The sequence below is a fragment of the Blastopirellula sp. J2-11 genome, from assembly GCF_024584705.1.
Taxonomy (GTDB): domain Bacteria; phylum Planctomycetota; class Planctomycetia; order Pirellulales; family Pirellulaceae; genus Blastopirellula.
Window position 1 is genome coordinate 1,475,222 of the sequence record NZ_CP097384.1, and the last position, 15,794, is coordinate 1,491,015.

Consider the following 15,794-nt stretch of genomic DNA (forward strand, 5'->3'; position numbering starts at 1 on the left):
AATGGTTCCCGTTGTGACGGGGGAGAAGATAATGTCAAAGATGAAACCCTGGTACCAAGTGATCACTCCGCGGGAAGACTTGCGGGAAAATCGTCCGATGGACGCCTCAGAGTTCGCCGTCCATCTCGATCATATTCGCCAACATCGGGACAACGTGTCGCCGGACTATCTGGACCCGGCTCGTTTTTTTGAGCGGACATTCCTGACCGCCAGCTTGCTGGATCTCTCTTCGCAGGTAGTGCGTCGGCTCTCCAGCATCAAGGTCGAAACTTCCGCCGTGTTCAACATGGCGACGCAGTTTGGCGGTGGTAAAACCCATTCGCTGACCACGCTCTGGCATCTTGCGACCTCAGGCGACAATGCAAAGTCCTGGAAGGGGGTCGACAAGATCCTTGCTAAGGCGCAGACATCGCAGGTGCCACAGGCCCGTGTCGCTGTCTTCGTAGGGACAGAGTTTGACGCGATTCAAGGGCGCGGCGGCGAAGGCGAACCGTTGCGCAAGACACCCTGGGGAGAAATTGCCTGGCAATTGGCCGGCAAACAGGGATTTGACTTGGTCGCCGAACACGACGCCAAAGGGATAGCGCCGGGCGGCGATGTTCTGCAAAAACTGCTGGGAACGGAGCCCGCGCTGATTCTGATCGACGAGTTGATGAATTACATCAGCCGAGCACGCAAAATGGAGATGCGAGATCAGTTTTTCGTCTTCCTGCAAAGTCTTTGCGAAGAAGCCCGGGCGCACAACAACGTTGTCGTCTGCGTTTCGATTCCTGCCTCCGAAGACCTGGAGATGTCGCCAGAGGATGTGCGAGATTTTCAATCCCTGAAGAAGCTACTGGATCGGCTCGGCAAAGCGATTATGATGTCCGCCGATGTAGAGATCGCCGAGATCATTCGTCGTCGACTGTTCGAGTGGGACTTGTTCGACGTGGAGGCCGAGAAGGTCGCCGCAGAATACGCCGAATGGGCGGTGGATCACTCCCAGGAACTGAGCGGCATTGATCCTGAGACCGCTCGCGAAACATTTCGCGCGTGCTATCCGTTTCATCCGTCGGTTCTCTCGGTATTTGAAAGAAAATGGCAAAGCCTGCCTCGGTTTCAACGCACGCGCGGCATTCTGCGGCTACTTGCTTTGTGGGTAGCTCACGCCTACCAGGATGAACACCGTAAAGCGATGCGCGAACCATTGATCACACTCGGTTCGGCTCCGCTGGAAGATCCGATTTTCCGCTCAGCCATGTTCGAGCAGCTAGGCTCGAACGAGCTAGAGGTTCCGTTGACGACGGATATCGCCGGCAAGAAAGACGCTCACGCGGTGCGTCTGGACCGCGAGTCGTCGGAAGCAATTAAGAAGGCGAACCTGCACCGCAAAGTTGCGTCCGCCATCTTCTTTGAGTCCAATGGCGGCATGAGCCAGGCGAACGCGGTGGCGACACTACCAGAGATCCGCGCGGCGGTCGGCAACCCCGACCTCAACATGGTCGATATCGATAATGTTCTGGAAGGATTGGTCAGCAACTGTTACTACCTCAATTGGGACCGAAACCGCTATCGGTTTGGATTGTCTCCCAACCTGAATCAGATCCTCGTCACCCGCCGGGGTGCAGTGCAGCCCAAGGAAATTCATGAGCGGATCAAACAGGAAACGCAGGAGCTATTCAACAAAGGAACGAAGGCTGTCGACCGTCGCTTCTTCCCAGAACGCAGCAATGATGTGCCGAACCGCGCGGTGCTGACCCTCGCGGTTATGAGCCTGGAATATAAAGCAGGCGACAAATCGACGGAAAAGCTGCTCGAAACCATCGTGCGCGAGTGCGGAACCTCGGGGCGAACCTACAAGTCCGCCCTGATATTCAGCGTGCCCGATGTAGCCGATGCGATCCACGACGCCACTCGCGACGTACTGGCCTGGGAAGCCATCGAAGATGACACCGACACTCGCAAACAGTTGGACGAGGCGCAGGAACGGTTGCTGAAGCGCAACATGGGGCGGGCCAAGAGCGACCTGAAAGAAGCGATTTGGCGCTCGTACCGGTATCTGTACCTACTTGGTAAGGATAACAAGTTACGGCAGATCGACCTCGGGCAAATCACCTCCAGCATGGCCGGCTGCCTCGTCGAGCTGTACGTCAACGAGTTGAGCCGCACCGATGAGATCACGTCCGGTGTTGGCGCAAACAAGCTACTCAAGTATTGGCCCCCGGCGCTGACCGAATGGTCGACTAAGGGCGTACGCGATGCGTTCTTTTCGTCACCGCAACTTCCGCGACTATTGGATGCCGATACTATCAAGCGGACGATTGCGGACGGTGTAAGCCACGGAACGCTGGGCTACGCCATGAAAGAAAGCAGTGGGCAATTCAAGCTGCTTCACTTCAACGAAAGCCTGGCCGAGGCGGATGTGGAGATCGCCGATGATGTGTTCATCCTCAAAGCAGAGGAAGCCCAGAAGTTACTCGAACCGCCGCGGCTCGATCGACTCGTAATCCGACCATCGGAAGTGACCCTCAAGTCGGGCGAGCAAGCCTCATTTGCGTGCAGCGGCATTGACCAATACGGCCAGCCGTTCGACATCACCTCGGCGATCTGGTCTTCCACTTGCGGTGAGATTAGTAACGATGGACTTTACAAAGCAGCTAGCGACAGCACAGGCGGCCTATTCACTGTCAAAGCCCAATCGGCGGGACTGGAAGCAATCGCTGAAATCCGCGTTGTAATACCGCAACAAACTAGTGGCGGTGAGACTGGCGGGGGCAATGACACAGCGACGCAACAGAAAGCGATCCGCTGGGAAGGAACCGTACCGCCGCAGAAATGGATGAACTTTTACACAAAGGTGCTCAGTCGTTTCGCATCCAGCGAGGGATTGAAGTTGAAGGTATCGTTTGAGGTGCCGACCGAAGGCGAGCAAGGACAAGCCAAGGCGGATGAAGCGAGATCGGGATTGAAGGAGTTAGGGTTAGATGACAATCTACGGCTGGGATAATCGCTAAGAACTGGTGGCCAAACCAGCAAAAACCAACGGGGTTGGCCGCTTTGAGAAACTCATACATGACTTGTCGCGCGAATCGCCGGAATTCTCCTTGATTCACGTCAGACGAGATTTGGAAGACGAAGCCGTGACTATATTTTGGACGAACAAATCTGTGCAACCTTTCGCCAACGATGGCGATCCAGTCAATGCACTGATTAACCGCGCGAATGATGTCGTGTTGGATGCGGTCGAAAGCGGCTGGTCAGGCCCGCCCTTCGACACTTTCGAGTTGGCGAATCTTCTGGGAATCGCCGTTATCCCTTGCGAATCGATTCGCGATGCTAGGCTAATCGCCTTGCCAAATGATCGCTACCGAATCGAATACAGCCCCCTTCAACCTCAGGCACGAATCCGATTTTCGATTGCCCATGAGATCGCACACACGTTCTTCCCTGATTGTCGAGAGAGCGTCCGCAACCGTGCGGCGAAACACGAGACGGAAGGAGACGATTGGCAGCTAGAGATGCTATGCAACGTTGTCGCATCAGAGTTGCTGATGCCGATGGGAAGTTTTCCGGAAGTCGGAAACGCCGTGTTTTCGATCGACAGCCTACTTGACCTACGCGCAAGATTCCAGGTTTCCACCGAAGCGATTCTTCTGCGATTCCTAAAGCTATCTAGAATGCCATGCGCAGTGTTCGCAGCGTCAGGCCAAAAGGGCAGTTCAGCGACATTGAGAATTGACTACATCAGAACCGCTAATGGCTGGAATCTGCCGTTCGGAAGCAGTTGGAGACTGCCATCTAACAGCGTAGCGAATGAGTGCGCATCCATTGGATTTACATGTAAAGGCCATGAAGTTTGGGACAACGGCGTCGGAGAAATGCGAGTCGAATGTGTTGCGATTCCGTCGTACCCTGGTTCGGACCGCCCGAGAGTCGTCGGCCTGTTGGCACCTGTTGATAGTACGGCGGTGAACCTTCCCACCATCCAATACTTAAATGGTGATGCGACGTCGCCTCGCGGGGACGGAAATCGAATAATTGCTCACGTTGTGAATGACGCCACGCCTAGATGGGGTGGTGGATTTGCCCGCGTGGTCGGCCAGAAATGGAAGGACGCTCAGCGAGATTTCATTTCTTGGAGCGAACAAGGGAAACGCCCGCTTAGACTTGGCAACCACCGACAATTTCAGCTCGACGAAGCACTCTGGGTGTTTCATATGGTAGCACAACACGGCTACCGGCAATTATCTCGGCCTGGGATTCGATACCACCATCTTGAATCTTGTCTAGAATCGCTGCGTGATCTGGCAAACGACCTCACTGCATCAGTACACATGCCACGTATCGGTTGCGGTCAAGCAGGTGGAAACTGGCCGATCGTTGCAGAGTTGATCGATGACATTCTTTGCCGCAATGGGATTGATGTGACGGTTTACACACTTCCTTCTGAACGAGCTCAATGGGAGCAACCTGACCGCCAACGTCCCCTCTTTGGATTGGCTGACTCAGATTGAACACACGGGGAGTTGCATGGAAAAGTTAATAGTCCTACTCTCCGGGGCCGTCGCCTCCGGTAAGAGTACACTCGCATCGCTTCTTGAGCGAGAATTCAACTGCCAAGTGATCAAGACTTGGCAGCTGTTACAGGCTATTGACCCCAAAGTAACTCCTGACAGAGGTGCACTTCAAACGCTGGGTGAAAAACTCGACAAAAAAACGGGCGGCGAATGGGTTATTGAAGAACTCGACAAGGTAATCAGGTCTTTGCCTTCCTACCGCGTATTCGTTGTCGACGCAGTACGTATCGATGGTCAAATCGATGCAATCCGCCGTGGCTATGGACGTAACGTCAAACACATTCACTTAGAAGCTCCACTAGAGACACTCGCATCACGATACGAAGCCCGAAACAGGACATCGATAAAGGAGTTTGAGTCACATGCCGAGGTGCTGAAAGACAAGACTGAACAAGCAGTCCCGGAATTAGCGAAAACGGCCGACATCGTAATTGATACCCACCGCAACACGCCAGACGATGTGCTTGTCCGCTCTGGCTGTCATCTTGGTCTATACGGCCGCGGGTACGATCGTCTCGTTGACGTTCTAATTGGGGGCCAGTATGGAAGCGAAGGAAAGGGACAGATTGCCGCGTATCTTGCCCCTGAATACGACGTGCTGATCCGTGTTGGCGGTCCCAATGCCGGTCACAGCGTCTATGAGCATCCGACACCCGATGTTTTTCATTCACTGCCTTCAGGAACCAATCGATCCGCAAACTCCAAGATTGTGATCGGTGCTGGTGCTGTGGTGAATGTTGACACCCTCTGGAAAGAAATCATCACATGCGAGTTGTCGCCAGATCGCCTTACGATAGATCCTCAAGTGCTGCTGATTAGTGGGAAGGACATTTCGCGCGAATCAGCTAATGTGAAGAGTATGGGCTCCACTGGCCAGGGAGTTGGCGCGGCAACCGCTCGTCGAATCCTCGATCGGGGCGTGCGGTCAGTTCCTATGGCGCGAGATGTCGAGAAGTTAAGGCCTTATGTTCGGACCGCTCATGAAGTGATTGAAAACGCCTGCCGAAATGGCAAAAGGGTGCTGCTTGAGGGCACACAAGGAACTGGATTGAGTCTCTACCATGGCTCCTATCCACATGTAACATCGCGTGACACGACCGTCGCAGGTTGTCTTGCTGAGGCTGGCATCTCTCCCAGTCGAGTGCGAAAGGTATTGATGGTTTGCCGGACTTACCCAATTCGCGTCCAGAATCCAGAGGCTGAAGGAAAACACTCTGGGCCAATGTCACAGGAAATCTCTCTAGATGAAATCGCTCAACGGTCAGGCATTGCGCTTGCAGAGCTACAGAAAACGGAGACGACTACAACAACAAGGCGGCGGAGACGTATTTCTGAATTTGACTGGCGGCTTCTCAAAAGAGCCTCCGAACTTAACGCACCGACGGACATCGCGATGACGTTTGTTGACTATCTCGGAGTAGAGAACCAGAATGCACGGCGTTTTGAGCAACTGACAGATGTTACCCTTCGATTTATTCAAGAAGTCGAGCGAGTCGCGGGAGCTCCGGTTTCGCTAATCGCGACTCGCTTTCATCACCGGAGCATTATCGACCGTCGTGGATGGTAGGTTGAAAAAGCATGGCATTTACAGATATTCATTTCACTCGTACGCGTCCGTATCTCTATCACCTGACAGACCGCGATAATCTGAATCACATTCGCGCGACGCGGGCAATGTTGAGTGCCGCGGTTCTCCTGCAACAAGCGGGAGATAACGCATACCTTCGGGCTAAGCGTCAATCCTCGATTCAAGTGAAGATTGGCCAACGTGTTATTAGTATTCGGGACCAGCAACCGCTCCACGCGGGCAACATTACCTTTCAAGGTGGATATGGATTTGCTGATGTCATTGAGATGCTCAACAAGCGAGTTTTCTTCTGGCCAGGGACGTCGCATGGACCGATTTCTTACGGCGAACGGCATTTTCTCCGCTACGAGAATGATCAGCCTGTGATTTTGCGGGTGGCGACCGCTGATTTATTTCAAACCAACAGCGACGTTTCGCCGCTTTATTGCCGATACAACTCGGGCTCTCCTCGTTGCACTGGCGGAAAAGGTAGCCCCCGCGGCCCGGTAACATTTGCATTGGCTGAAGATGCAGACTTTACCGCGAGTAACGTGGTGGAGGTGACCTTCCTGAATCAAGTGACATTGCCGGCACGAGTCGAGGCGAGCGATTCAATTAATGGCCCATGGCGTAAGGTTTAGAGGCTTCCAGTCACGATAATGCTGCAATATTAGATGCTGATTGCGGGAACGCCGGAAAAAGTGTTGGGGGAATTGGATTTACCGCATCGAAGCTATCTCCATTGATAGCCAAGCGGATGCCAGCATTCGCTGCACTGCGATCGCAAGGAGACTAGATCGAATAGAGTGTTGATGTTGCGTCAACGCTTTGAGTTGCAAAGGAAACTACGGTGTTACTTACTGCGCTTCCAATCTCCTCACCCTACGATCCCGTGGAAGATCCGCCGGGCAGTATCGACCCGCTTGGAACCGTGGCGATGGCAGAGCAGTTGGCCGATGTTCTGCTGCCTGGCCTAACTGCCCGAATGTGGCGAATACGTCATCTGACCTTCACGGCGTTGGCGGCCCTGCTTGGAGAACGCGCAGCGAGCGCGGAAGGAAGTAGTGAGGAAATACGTCTAGAGGCTCGACTGGGGTTAGAGCGATTATTCGTTTCCGCCGTCGCATGGAAGGATGAGAAAAAAGAGGACAACTGGGGAAATGCGGCACGACGCTTGCCAGGCATAGGACTTGCCCGCCGCGCAATCAGATCAGGACACCAGCCATTGGGCAAGCAAAACTTTCTGAAAGGGCAGGCAATCAACGGCCCGTTTGGCGTCGTCCAACGCCTTGCTCGTAATCTTGACATTATTGATGACGATAACCAACTCAGCCGCAATGGCGAAGCGTTGCTCCTTGCGTGGTCGGCGGAACGAGGGCTCTGGGGGATTTTCGACGAGAGTAACTCCGATCGTCGGGGAGCCAAATGGCTGCGACGACTTACTCGCGATGTCGTTAATCATGTGAAACAGGAAAAATGGCCAAATAAGACGTGGTGGGGCTGGTCTGATCTACCTGTTCACCTGCGTCCTGACGAGCCTGGCAAACAGGAAAGTGAGGTTTTGTTTCAACTTCTCGCTGGCGACGCGAATGTAGTCAGGAAGCGATGTATTAACCTACTGCTCAGTCCAGAAATTCTAAGCAGCTACAGAGTTGTCGCCGAAACAGGCTCCCGAGGAACCTTAGACCGTATGATACTCGCCCAACAAATGGACGCTCGCGTTCTAGAAGGGGGAGACGAAGTTGACAAGCTAATTCAATATACAGTCGCCCTAATAGAAGCCTTTGAGCAAGTTAGTGGATACGCGGATTCGGCATTTCGTGGCTTAATGTGGGCGCTCACGCGTCGCGGCGGACGCGGCACGCCTAGCCAGCTATTGGGCGATTCTGTACTGGCGCTACACCTAAAGGCAACCCGTCAGAACCTAAGTGGGGTGGCGGAACGATTTCAAACGCTCATGACGAAAATCCTCGATTACCCGCAGGTAGTCGACGCTGTAAGCCAAGAACGGCTTGATCAATTGATGCACGATGCCTTGGATGGCCTTGCAAGCGAACAGATGCTTGTCGATGCGGTCATGGATCGGCACAAACGTGTGCAGCGTCAAAAGCGAAAAGGCGTCTGGATCGAACAGGATCATCCTAACTGGATCTTGATGCCAGGTTTTGGAGATAGCTCTGACGCCCCTCCAAATCACAACGGAGCCTACCTTCATCCGTTCCGAGTTTCCAACGCATACAGTTTTTTAAGCGATCTGGGCAAAGTGGAAGCAATTGAGGTGCCAAATGGCGAGGAAGAGTAAGGTGGCTAGTCAACCGCCGATGTCTCATTTCTGGACGCCGCCGGATTTTGCTGGCGGTTTGGGCGAACCTTGGGCATGTCTTGCTACCACCTTTGAATTCAACGCTGAGTTTTTTGAGACAGAATTGCTACCTCGATTCCTGGGGCTCCGATTCGATCAGACAGAGAACGAACCTTCTTTTCTCGTCGAGCGGGAGGAGGCATTGTCACTGGCGAGTGTCACCGTATTGGTCGATCATAGTCGTTTTGACTCGTCACAAACGACACTACGTTGGGACCAGGTTCAGATTCAGATTCCGGGAGGAGTCCAGCATGCAAAAATTACTGTGCTCGCATGGGAAAACCTCGTTCGCATTGTGATCGGATCCGCAAACTTGAATCGAGTCGCATATCGCCGAAATCGCGAGATGTTTGCAGCGCTAGACTTCTGGAACGGCGACGACTCAACTCCAATTCGACTTCTAAGTGAGACGTTGGATTTGCTAAACCTGATGCTTGGCTGGTCCCGTTCTGCGACAGCATCTGTCGAACGCACGCAAGACACGCTTGAGCGCCTGCGTCGTCTTGTCCGCAGTTGGCGCGAGGCTCCGGCCGACTTCGCGTTCCACGAGCGGCCAAAGGCAACCTTAGTTGTTACCCATCCACGAGTTGGAAATCGTCAAGCTCGCTCGACGCTACGCGAAATGCTTCAAATTTGGGGCAATCGCCGAGCGACGTCTGTCACAGTTGTTTCGCCTTTTGTGGCACCGGCCCCCGATCCAAGAGTTGGCGACACAGTCGTAAACATGCTCGCCCAGCTATCTTTGACCCGGGAATGCGAAGGCTGGCTTGTCGCTCCCGAGCTACCGAAATCCCCTGATGACCAACACACGAGATTGCCGTTCCCTGAAGTATTTAGGGACAGTTGGAAGAGTGTGTTCGGACCGCGCGGCGGCGGCCGCGTGTTGTCATTGCCACTGTGCGTCGAGGGGACCGAAGACCGTAATCGAGCGTCCCATAGTAAGTGCGTTGTGCTGGAGAATGGCAACGATGACGTGGCGACGATGATGATTGGTTCTAGTAACTTCACCCCGCGCGGAATGGGGGTCGGAGTTTACAACTTTGAGGCGAATGTAGTATTTGAAGATGCGGGGGCGATTAAACGTAACGGCTTGCGTTTGATAGAACGGCTAGATTTGCCACGCGATTGGGAAGAGGGCTTGGATGTCGACGATGCGGTCTGGTTAACTCCGACAGATTTGCCGGAAGATGAGCCCGATTCACGGCCGACGCTTCCCGCATTTTTCGCTTGGGCGACGTTTTCTCAACTTACAGGGGAGATCAAACTGCGGCTTGATCGTTCTCGGACCGAACCGGAAGGATGGACTATAAATTTACCCGGAAACACCGAGGATGCGCCAACCTTGTTCACGAAACAATTGGAGCCTGGTTTATCCCTGATCGATACGCTTTCCCACGTCCTTCCAGATACGATGCGTGCCGCCAACATTGTGGCACTACTTATAGATTGGCACGACGAAAATGGCGCAATGCAACAGGCAAAGCTAGGAGTGACGATTGAATGTGCGGATCATCTTTTGCCGCCGGAGCAGTTTCAAAAACTGACCGCTGACGCGATCATCGAATGTCTGATTAGCGGAAAAACTCCGCCTCAATGGTTCGATCAGACCAGCAGAAAGGGAAAGTCGACAGGCAAGAATAACGCGGCCATCGAGTCGCTTCACGCCGTCGACACAACGTCGTTTCTACTTTATCGAGTGCGTCGATTCGGGCGCGCGCTTACCGGCATGTCAATGCGAATTACGCGAACCTTGGCACATCCCGAAGCAATTCGCTACCGACTGGTGAAGGACCCATTTGGACCAATCTCCTTGGCGCGATCGGTCGTTACCACCAACCCAAGCGAGGACGTCGACTGGTGCGCGAAACTTGATGACGAACATCGATTGTTTTTACTTACCGAAATCCTGCTGATGGTGTTGCACTTGCAATCTCGTGTCGCTCAAAAGACGCGAGGCACGGAGCGCAAGGCGATTAAGTGCGTGTTTGGGGAAACGATTGAAGATTTACGATCTTTGGCCGGTAATCTCGCCGAATCGAACTCAATTCCAACGAATCTACGTGACTATTTCGACCGCGTTGACGCCCTCGTCCAGCCGGTCTTAGCTAGTGCAAAGGAATCGCCGGATGCCAATTGATTGGACTTTTGCTGAATCGTCCCTGCGGCTTGGCGGCGCTGACAAACAGCGAATACAGCCTGAAGATGCGGCTCGGCAGTTCAAGACGGCTGCCGCGATACTCCAGGAATTGGTCGATCGGCCAGGCGTGCTGCTCAGCGATGAAGTTGGTATGGGCAAGACGTATGTCGCTCTCGCAGTGGCTGCCTCAGTGATTATCGCAACTAAAGGCTTGCAAGGTCCAGTCGTGATAATGGTGCCAAGCCGCCTTCGCCGCAAATGGCAACGCGAGTGGGAGCAATTCAGACGCCATTGTTCGTTTGATGGTTCCTTGGATTGGATTTGCGATACATACGCGCATTCTCCAACCGACTTCTTTAAGCTGCTCGATGATGACGAGCAACATCGAAACCAGCTTGTATTCACAACGACGGGTTGCTTCTCAAGGGGCTTCAACGACGCCTGGATCAAGTTGGTCATGATCCGTCTAGCACGGCAAAAGACTAAATTGACGGCGCAGCAGAAACAGGCCATCTACCGCTGGGCTCCGCAGCTCATTCGGCAAAAATCGAAGCGGAATCTGACCGAGGACGTGCTGGAAAAGCTGATTAATGCGGATGTCACGAAATGGAAACCAATCTTGGTTCGTGAATCACTTCTTAGCGATAATGAGGATTCCCCCGTTCCCGCAATGCTTTTTGCCATCAGGGATAAAATTGACTGGAGCGGCTTGGTCAAAGTGCTTCGGGAATCCCTTCCGAGACGCACGTCGGCAAATATCGACCAGCGAATGCGGGAAGTCCGCCGTGAGTTTAATGTCGCTTGCCAAGGGATTTACAAGCAATGGCTTCGCATCTCTAAATGGTATTCCCCTTTGTTGATTCTGGACGAGGCTCACCACGCCAAGAATGACCACACACAGCTCGCTGGCCTATTTCGCCAGTCTTCGGCCGACGACGTAGCGCTGTTGCGAGGAAAGTTTCAGCGAATGCTCTTCCTTACAGCCACGCCGTTTCAACTGGGACATCAAGAGCTGATCCGTGTTATACGCAGCTTTGACGCCGTACGCTGGTCAAGTCGTCGTGCTCCTGTGAAGACTCGCGAGGAGGTGCAAGCTGAGATACAGTCCCTCGAGGCGTCACTCGATGCGAATCGGTTGGCGGGCCGGCGGCTCGATCGACTGTGGGGAACGATTGGAACGGATATGCTCGGCAATTATGATGTCGACCAATGGTGGGGCCGTGTCAAGGTAGACCCCAAAGATGCTTGGGAGTGTCGACTCATTGAGTGCGTCAACGACTGTCTGGCAACTCGAAATTGTGCACAGGCAATTCTTCGCCCGTGGGTCATTCGGCACAATCGTCCGCGGGAGCTGCCGTCTGTAGAAAACAAGCCGGCGTGGTTTCGCCGTATAGGAGTATACGGAGCCGCAGTCACCACCGACTCCGTTAGTGTGGATAGCGGTGAAATTGGCTTGCCGGTGGCAAAAGAGGCGGCATTGCCTTTTCTCTTGACATCCCGCGCCCAAGGGGAGTTAGCACAAACTACCGGCGCGAGAGCTTTTTTTGCTGAAGGGCTGTCATCATCCTACGAAGCGTTTCACCACACGCGTTCCGCCAGAGGCGAGGCCCGCGACATGGATGACAATGGAGTCGCTGTGCAGAGCTCGGATGACGCATTTGAAAACGTCAGAACGATCGTGCCAACGAGTTGGTATGAACAGCAGGTCGCGGAAATCATTCCGTCGCGGGATGCGGCTCGTCAAGATCGACTTCGCCATCCTAAGATTTCAGCGACCGTCCGTCGCGCCGTCGAATTGTGGGAAGGTGGCGAAAAAGTCCTTGTCTTTTGTTTTTACCGCGAAACCTGTCGCGCCTTATACGAGCAAATCCGAGAAGAAATCGATGATCGCACTCTTCAGATTGCTGGTGAAAAACTTGGGGGAAAATACTTCAATGATCGTGTGAGGACTCAAGATTTCTTGAGCCGAATTGCTCGCCGATGCTCAGAGGAGGGAAGGCCGTTCTATGAGGAAGTTCGCCGCATCCTTTCTCAACCTTTTAGGCAGAGCAAGTATCGCGTGTTTACTGAAGATCAACGGAGCAAATTGATCGAAGTTCTTGCGGCATACTTTCGTGCCCCTTCCTTCTTGGCACGGTACCTGCCATTAGATGACTCTGCCGTTCAACGCGCCTGGGAACTTAGTGAGGGGCGACGTGAAGTGTTGGAGCCTGGAATTCTAGCGCTGCGCCGAGGCATCGAAGAACATACCGATCGATCAAATCAGACGTACCTGAGCCGCGTCGAACAGTTTCTGGATTTTGCCATCGAATTGGCGGAGCGAGCGAGGTACGACAGTAATTCGATTTCCCTGAATGATCAAGACGAACCCAATGATCCACTTCGTGAATGCCTTGATTCGGTGTCAGTCTATTCGCGCCCCCGTCGACCAGACAGAGTCGATTCCGAGGAGGACGATCCCGATGATGAGGATGATGGGAGCTACCGCGTCGTTCCGCTAGTACGAATCGTTCATGGCGACACGCCATTGGAAACGCGGGAACGGTTGGCATTGGCATTCAATAGTCCACTATTTCCCGAGGTTCTTGTTAGCAGCGGCGTCATGGGCGAGGGAATCGATCTTCATCGGTTTTGCCGACATGTGATTCATCACGATGGATACTGGAATCCCAGCACTTTGGAGCAGCAAACCGGGCGTCTTGATCGCATACGCTGTAAAGCGGAGGTCTGCCGAATGCCGATCCGAGTCTATCAGCCATTTATCGCCGGTGGTGCTGACGAGAAGATGTTTCGCGTCGTCCGTGATAGGGAACGCTGGTTCCAAATCGTCATGGGGCAAAAGTTTGAATTCGATGAGGGGGCAAGTGAGGAGATCGCCGCCCGTGTGCCACTTCCCGATGCACTGGCGCAAGATCTAACTTTTGATTTGGCGCGTTGGTATCAATGTGAATAACACGGTTTTTGACACTGTAGAATTCACAGATGTCGTCAAGCGTCGTGCGCGGGCCCGCAGCGCGATCTAGAAGCTCAAATCTCAGGTCACGCGGTCGAGGAATGACAGTGTCCGTAGTGAATCCCGGCGACTGGCTCGATTGTGCATGGCAGCCGTTCGGTCTCTCAAAGGCATGGTGACTTCGGCCAAACCTGGCTCACAGGGCCTTCCGCAGCCGCTCAGGAAGGAAGTGACCATGCCGGCACTTCGAGACGGCTCTGTGAAGGGAAAGGAGATTGGTTTGGGCCGGCTCGCATTGCGTTTGACGGTTAAGAATGTCTGGTACCACCAGGAAATGGTCCGTCGGAACATTCTGTCCAATCAAGATCAACGCGAGCGAGTGCGACAGGAAGTCCGGCTAATCGTGGACGCAGGAAATGCAGTTTGCCGCATCGCAAAATAATCGACACCACGCTGCAATTCTTATGGCTGGCGTCGGCGTAGTATTGGAAAATGTGGGAGCTATGCGGTACTGTCGCTGTTGGAATTGCTGCCTGAAAAGTCGCCTAGGTCACTCTCGCTCACCACTTCGTCTAGTACGGAAGGTGGGCTGTGACGCAAAGGATCAATCCGATCGGCCTGCTCGAATCCCCAGCGAAGGTATCTAGCAAATTCACTGTCGATTGGGATGGCCATTGATTTGGCTGCATACACGTCGCCTATCGCTTCAAGGAATTCGCGAATCAGCTTGCTTTTCTCCCATGACTCTGCAAGTTGGAGCAGTTGGTCGACCCGCTTTTGTTCAGCAGCTTGTCGTTTGCCAAGCTCCTCCTGTGTGCGCTTGATCTCTGCCTCGCGTTCGCATCGGAGTCTTTCCGACTCGCGACGTTCTCGCTCGCGTTCTTGCCAAATTCTTTGAGCAATTCTTTGTTCTCCTGCCCGCGTAATCAGTTCAATCACCAGATCATCAAGCATCTCCTCGATCTTCTTTTTCCTGGTATCAATTGCCAGGGGCGGATGGTAGCTTGAGGGGCCGTCATCAAAAAGTAAGATACTCGTAGGAACTAACTCTGTTCGGTTTCGATCCCAATCAAATTTTGCATTCGGATCAGAGATGCGAACCTGCTTGTTCTTTTCTCGTAGGCGGATTTTGGTGACGTTCTCGCCCTTGATTACCACAACCGTTTCAGCGGCATATTTGCTTTGAGGATTTTGGTCTAAAACGAGACCTCCTCCGATTGCTTCAAGTCGCTTGATAAAGGCGTCCATCAGGCGAAGGGCGCGACCGAGGCATGCGTCGCTGACGTTGATCGAAATCGTCGGTTCGAGTCTCCGTCGTTGCTGAGGAGTTCGCTCAAGCCAGGGTATCTTTATTACCGCTGCTTCATGTTCGTGCTTTGTTTTAGCGTCGGCGACGAGCTTGTGAGGGTTTTGGAGTGAATGGTTTACTTTTACCGGGCCTAAGCTTCTGGCTCTCTCTAGTGCCTCCATAATATCGGAATCAAATCGCAGATCAGCGGGAGACTCGTCAGCGGGCGAATGCGCAGCATCATGCCGATGAAACACAATTCTCTGTAGTTCGGGCTCTGATCGAGGCGGTAGCGGCGTTTTGTCAACATCTTTGCCGCACGCGAGTTTTGTCCAATATCCCGAATAGGGTTTAGGGACATCGTAGGCGAGGCAGACTTTGCCGATCATCACATCGGAGCATCCCAATTCGGCGGCCAGCTTCGTCGCGGGAGCTGACCAGACAAACTCGTAGAATTGCTCTCGGGAAAATGTTCGGTCTTCGGATTCGGAGTTCGCGATAGGCATGTTCTATCTCTACGAATGGTGTGGCGGATTGGGCGCTGGCGGATGCTCCCATTTAGCAGCCGATCGAGATTAGAGGGGAAGGCCATTCGTCGCGATTCTCTCAGATTCAACGCGGCCGGTAAAATGATTCCCGGTAGGGCTTGCCAGTCGCGCTGGCGCTTGCCAAAATTCTTGCCAAAAACAGCGTTTGCCAGATATGGCCAGAAGAAAAGCCTCGCAAGTTGTTGCTTTGAGTGGCTTTAGCAAGTCGGGGTGACAAAACGGAAATTGAACTTTTTCTGATTAGGAATCAGAGCACGGACGTTGCAGGTATCCATCGGTGACATTGCATTCACATTGGCTCTCATTCCTGCCCTATAAATCCCAACAGGGGCTGTGGGCCACGGCCTCAGCAGCGATAGTGAGTAGATCATCACAATAGCATG

8 protein-coding genes are annotated in these 15,794 nt (G+C 53.4%); 7 read left to right on the forward strand and 1 reads right to left on the reverse strand.

Going from position 1 to position 15,794, the window contains the following annotated elements:
- Nucleotides 1–97 precede the first annotated feature (97 nt).
- The 7 genes from M4951_RS06120 (at nucleotide 98) to M4951_RS06150 (ending at nucleotide 13,575) form a co-directional block, all read left to right on the forward strand.
- On the forward strand, nucleotides 98–2,986 hold the full coding sequence (locus M4951_RS06120; RefSeq protein WP_262025600.1) for an ATP-binding protein: 2,889 nt from the start codon (nucleotides 98–100) through the stop codon (nucleotides 2,984–2,986).
- 97 nt (nucleotides 2,987–3,083) lie between these two features.
- Nucleotides 3,084–4,493, forward strand: coding sequence for an ImmA/IrrE family metallo-endopeptidase (locus tag M4951_RS06125; RefSeq protein ID WP_262025601.1), 1,410 nt, complete (start codon nucleotides 3,084–3,086; stop codon nucleotides 4,491–4,493).
- A 16-nt stretch (nucleotides 4,494–4,509) separates the two neighbouring features.
- Nucleotides 4,510–6,123, forward strand: a complete 1,614-nt coding sequence (locus M4951_RS06130; RefSeq protein ID WP_262025602.1) for an adenylosuccinate synthetase — start codon at nucleotides 4,510–4,512, stop codon at nucleotides 6,121–6,123.
- An 11-nt stretch (nucleotides 6,124–6,134) separates the two neighbouring features.
- On the forward strand, nucleotides 6,135–6,764 hold the full coding sequence (locus M4951_RS06135; protein ID WP_262025603.1) for a DUF7002 family protein: 630 nt from the start codon (nucleotides 6,135–6,137) through the stop codon (nucleotides 6,762–6,764).
- A 209-nt stretch (nucleotides 6,765–6,973) separates the two neighbouring features.
- The gene (locus M4951_RS06140; RefSeq protein ID WP_262025604.1) at nucleotides 6,974–8,425 is read left to right on the forward strand and encodes a hypothetical protein; all 1,452 of its coding nucleotides are present in this window, start codon (nucleotides 6,974–6,976) and stop codon (nucleotides 8,423–8,425) included.
- A gap of 1 nt (nucleotide 8,426) precedes the next feature.
- On the forward strand, nucleotides 8,427–10,622 hold the full coding sequence (locus M4951_RS06145) for a hypothetical protein (protein WP_262025605.1): 2,196 nt from the start codon (nucleotides 8,427–8,429) through the stop codon (nucleotides 10,620–10,622).
- Nucleotides 10,612–13,575, forward strand: a complete 2,964-nt coding sequence (locus tag M4951_RS06150) for a helicase-related protein (protein ID WP_262025606.1) — start codon at nucleotides 10,612–10,614, stop codon at nucleotides 13,573–13,575. Before M4951_RS06145 ends, M4951_RS06150 begins: the two co-directional genes overlap by 11 nt.
- Nucleotides 13,576–14,076: 501 nt before the next feature.
- Here the strand turns inward: M4951_RS06150 and M4951_RS06155 are convergent.
- Nucleotides 14,077–15,369, reverse strand: a complete 1,293-nt coding sequence (locus tag M4951_RS06155) for a hypothetical protein (protein WP_262025607.1) — start codon at nucleotides 15,367–15,369, stop codon at nucleotides 14,077–14,079.
- Between the last annotated feature and the right edge of the window lie 425 nt (nucleotides 15,370–15,794).

What these genes read in the sequence shown, in the direction of transcription:
- M4951_RS06120 (WP_262025600.1), top strand. Translation starts at nt 98, where the DNA reads ATGGACGCCTCAGAGTTCGCCGTCCATCTCGATCATATTCGCCAACAT.
- M4951_RS06130 (WP_262025602.1), top strand. Translation starts at nt 4,510, where the DNA reads ATGGAAAAGTTAATAGTCCTACTCTCCGGGGCCGTCGCCTCCGGTAAG.
- M4951_RS06135 (WP_262025603.1), top strand. Translation starts at nt 6,135, where the DNA reads ATGGCATTTACAGATATTCATTTCACTCGTACGCGTCCGTATCTCTAT.
- M4951_RS06150 (WP_262025606.1), top strand. Translation starts at nt 10,612, where the DNA reads ATGCCAATTGATTGGACTTTTGCTGAATCGTCCCTGCGGCTTGGCGGC.
- M4951_RS06155 (WP_262025607.1), bottom strand. Translation starts at nt 15,369, where the DNA reads ATGCCTATCGCGAACTCCGAATCCGAAGACCGAACATTTTCCCGAGAG.